Raw genomic sequence first — 4,290 nt, 5'->3', positions numbered from 1 at the left:
ATTGACAGCTTTAGAAATAGAGCTTTCTTCGGACAATTTTCAAGGTGCTGCATGGTTGTCGTCAGCTCGTGCCGTGAGGTGTTAGGTTAAGTCCTGCAACGAGCGCAACCCCTGTCACTAGTTGCCATCATTCAGTTGGGGACTCTAGTGAGACTGCCTACGCAAGTAGAGAGGAAGGTGGGGATGACGTCAAATCATCACGGCCCTTACGTCTTGGGCCACACACGTAATACAATGGCCGGTACAGAGGGCAGCTACACAGCGATGTGATGCAAATCTCGAAAGCCGGTCTCAGTTCGGATTGGAGTCTGCAACTCGACTCTATGAAGCTGGAATCGCTAGTAATCGCGCATCAGCCATGGCGCGGTGAATACGTTCCCGGGCCTTGTACACACCGCCCGTCAAGCCATGGAAGCTGGGGGTACCTGAAGTCGGTGACCGTAAAAGGAGCTGCCTAGGGTAAAACTAGTAACTAGGGCTAAGTCGTAACAAGGTAGCCGTACCGGAAGGTGCGGCTGGAACATCTCATTTTAGAGCGTCATTAGACGTAAAACAAAATTAAAATAAGAACTTACTCAGTTCGCTTTGGTTTTTACTGGTTGATATATAAAAATATACCCCTAATCATTAGTAAGAGGGAAGAGATTTAAAGTCTCGTAGCTCAGCTGGTTAGAGCGCTACACTGATAATGTAGAGGTCGGCAGTTCGAGCCTGCCCGAGACTACTAAAGAATTAGAGGGGAATTAGCTCAGCTGGCTAGAGCGCCTGCCTTGCACGCAGGAGGTCAAGGGTTCGACTCCCTTATTCTCCACAGTTTTAGAGGTCTAATTTAAAAGTGACGAATAGAGCCAAAAACAATATTTGTTTATTAGACATTTAAGAAGAAAAATAGATCATTGACATTAACGATAAAGACATCACAAAGAGATAACCGAGCACTTTCGAGTGCCGAGTATAAAAATATACTAATATAATATTAGGAAAGAAATCGTTAAGGGCGTATGGCGGATGCCTAGGCTTTCAGAGGCGACGAAGGACGTGGTAAGCTGCGAAAAGCTGCGGGGATTGGCACACACGAATTGATCCGCAGATGTCCGAATGGGGCAACCCGGCATGTTGAAGACATGTCACCCAGCAATGGGAGCAAACCCGGAGAACTGAAACATCTAAGTACCCGGAGGAAAAGAAATCGAAGAGATTCCGTAAGTAGTGGCGAGCGAAAGCGGATTAGCCCAAAAGTCTTTATATGTTTAGAAGAATGTTCTGGAAAGAACAGCCATAGAGGGTGATAGCCCCGTAATCGAAAGGCATACATAGATGATAAATGAGTAGGGCGGGACACGTGAAATCCTGTCTGAATATGGGGGGACCATCCTCCAAGGCTAAATACTCCTGAAAGACCGATAGTGAACAAGTACTGTGAAGGAAAGGTGAAAAGCACTTCGAATAGAAGGGTGAAATAGAACCTGAAACCGTACGCCTACAAGCGGTCGGAGCACCTATATGGTGTGACGGCGTGCCTTTTGCATAATGAGCCTACGAGTTAATTTTACTAGCGAGGTTAAGGACTTCAGGTCCGGAGCCGGAGCGAAAGCGAGTCTGAATAGGGCGCATAGTTAGTAGGATTAGACGCGAAACCTTGTGATCTACCCATGGGCAGGTTGAAGCTCTGGTAACACAGAGTGGAGGACCGAACCGGTTGACGTTGAAAAGTCTTCGGATGACCTGTGGGTAGGGGTGAAAGGCCAATCAAACTGGGAGATAGCTCGTACTCCCCGAAATGCATTTAGGTGCAGCGTTGCGACAAGTTTATTAGAGGTAGAGCTACTGATTGGATGCGGGGGTTTCATCGCCTACCAATTCCTGACAAACTCCGAATGCTAATAAATGTTTCGCAGCAGTGAGGGCATGGGTGCTAAGGTCCATGTCCGAGAGGGAAAGAACCCAGACCAACAGCTAAGGTCCCCAAATATATGCTAAGTTGAAACAACGCGGTTGGACTGCATTGACAGCTAGGATGTTGGCTTGGAAGCAGCCATTCATTTAAAGAGTGCGTAACAGCTCACTAGTCGAGCGGTCCGGCATGGATAATAATCGGGCATAAGCATATTACCGAAGCTATGGATTTGTACAATAGTACATCTGGTAGGGGAGCATTCTATTTGCGCCGAAGCAGTATCGCGAGGTATTGTGGAGCGGATAGAAAAGAAAATGTAGGCATAAGTAACGATAAAGGGGGCGAGAAACCCCCTCACCGAAAGACTAAGGTTTCCTCAGCCATGCTAATCAGCTGAGGGTTAGTCGGGGCCTAACGCGAACCCGAAAGGGGTAGTGGATGGACAACGGGTTAATATTCCCGTACCTGTATAATAATAAAGTGACGGAGTTGGAAATTAGGTGCGTACTGACGGAATAGTACGTTGAAGTAACTGCGAGGTTACGATAGTACAGCAAGTCTTCGGATGCGCTGATAATCCTAAGGACCCGCTTCCAAGAAAAGCGATTTATACAGCCCGTACCAAAACCGACACAGGTAGTCGAGGAGAGAATCCTAAGGTGCTCGAGTGAGTCGTGGCTAAGGAACTAGGCAAAATAGTCTCGTAACTTCGGAAGAAGAGACGCCAGCAGTAATGCTGGCCGCAGTGAAGAGGCCCAGGCGACTGTTTATCAAAAACACAGGACTCTGCTAAATCGAAAGATGCTGTATAGGGTCTGACACCTGCCCGGTGCTGGAAGGTTAAGGAAGGTGCTTAGAAGTAATTCGAAGGCATTGACTGAAGCCCCAGTAAACGGCGGCCGTAACTATAACGGTCCTAAGGTAGCGAAATTCCTTGTCGGGTAAGTTCCGACCTGCACGAATGGTGTAACGATCTGGGCACTGTCTCAGCCACGAGCTCGGTGAAATTGTAGTATCGGTGAAGATGCCGATTACCCGCAATGGGACGAAAAGACCCTGTGAACCTTTACTATAACTTCGTATTGACTCTGAGTAAATAATGTGTAGGATAGGTGGGAGGCTTTGAAGCAGGCACGCTAGTGTTTGTGGAGCCAACGTTGAAATACCACCCTTTGTTTACTTGGAGCCTAACTTCGAAAGAAGGACATTGCGTGGTGGGTAGTTTGACTGGGGTGGTCGCCTCCAAAAGAGTAACGGAGGCTTTCAAAGGTACCCTCAGCACGCTTGGTAACCGTGCGTAGAGTGTAATGGCATAAGGGTGCTTGACTGTGAGACCTACAAGTCGATCAGGTGCGAAAGCAGGACATAGTGATCCGGTGGTTCCGTATGGAAGGGCCATCGCTCATAGGATAAAAGGTACTCCGGGGATAACAGGCTAGTCTCCCCCAAGAGCTCACATCGACGGGGAGGTTCGGCACCTCGATGTCGGCTCGTCACATCCTGGGGCTGGAGAAGGTCCCAAGGGTTGGGCTGTTCGCCCATTAAAGTGGCACGCGAGCTGGGTTCAGAACGTCGTGAGACAGTTCGGTCTCTATCTATTGCGGGCGTTAGAAGTTTGAGCGGAGTTGACTCTAGTACGAGAGGACCGTGTTGAACAAACCTCTGGTGTATCAGTTGTACCGCCAGGTGCACCGCTGAGTAGCTATGTTTGGAAGAGATAAGCACTGAAAGCATATAAGTGCGAAACTCGCCGCGAGATGAGACTTCTTTTAAGGGTCGTTGGAGATGACGACGTTGATAGGCTACAGGTGTAAAGGCAGTAATGTCATAGCCGAGTAGTACTAATTACCCGTAGATTTATAGCCTAATAGGGCACTCGAAAGAGATAAGGTTAGCTCTTTGTGAACGTTTTTATCGATAAAAAAAGTTATAAACATAACTCTTATATACAATATTTAGGGTGGTTTTAGCAGAGGGGCTCACCTGTTCCCATTCCGAACACAGAAGTTAAGCCCTCTAGCGCCGATGGTACTGCTAACGCGGGAGAGTAGGTCGCCGCCAGTTTTTATTTTTAAATCCTCATCATGCAAATGATGAGGATTTTTTGTTTTATCACTATTGTATCTATCCAATCTCATCAAGCTATCATTTTGAAAGCATAATACATTAAATGAGAAAATACTCATGGAACTTGACTTGCATATATAAATTATAAACATCAATTTATATTTGAAGAAGGAATAGCATTAAAAAACCTCTGTTCTAATGAAGGACAGAGGCTTTTTACTTTATAATTTTATGTATGTTTAAATATATTATACTTGAATTACTCCCAAATTAAACTTATCTGTAATAGGAGAATTATTTGCAACTTCTATTCCTGCAGATATCCA

2 tRNA genes and 3 rRNA genes (1 of these 5 only partly in view) are annotated in these 4,290 nt (G+C 46.4%); all 5 read left to right on the top strand.

The window, feature by feature from the left end:
- Positions 1-531: ribosomal RNA gene (locus tag QO190_RS13150) — 16S ribosomal RNA — on the top strand; it begins 1,085 nt to the left of the window's first position.
- Positions 532-650: 119 nt separating this feature from the next.
- Positions 651-724: transfer RNA gene (locus QO190_RS13145), tRNA-Ile, on the top strand.
- Between the two features lie 13 nt (positions 725-737).
- Positions 738-811 (top strand) — tRNA-Ala (locus QO190_RS13140).
- Positions 812-981: 170 nt separating this feature from the next.
- Positions 982-3,762, top strand: a 23S ribosomal RNA gene (locus QO190_RS13135).
- A gap of 91 nt (positions 3,763-3,853) precedes the next feature.
- Positions 3,854-3,961: ribosomal RNA gene (gene rrf, locus QO190_RS13130) — 5S ribosomal RNA — on the top strand.
- The 16S, 23S and 5S rRNA genes sit together here with 2 tRNA genes alongside, the layout of an rRNA operon.
- Positions 3,962-4,290 lie beyond the last annotated feature (329 nt).

Source organism: Cloacibacterium sp. Arc13 (assembly GCF_041431305.1).
GTDB classification, from domain to species: Bacteria; Bacteroidota; Bacteroidia; order Flavobacteriales; family Weeksellaceae; genus Cloacibacterium; species Cloacibacterium caeni_B.
The sequence above is the reverse complement of the archived record's forward strand: the minus strand, read 5'-3'. Positions and strand labels throughout refer to the sequence as shown.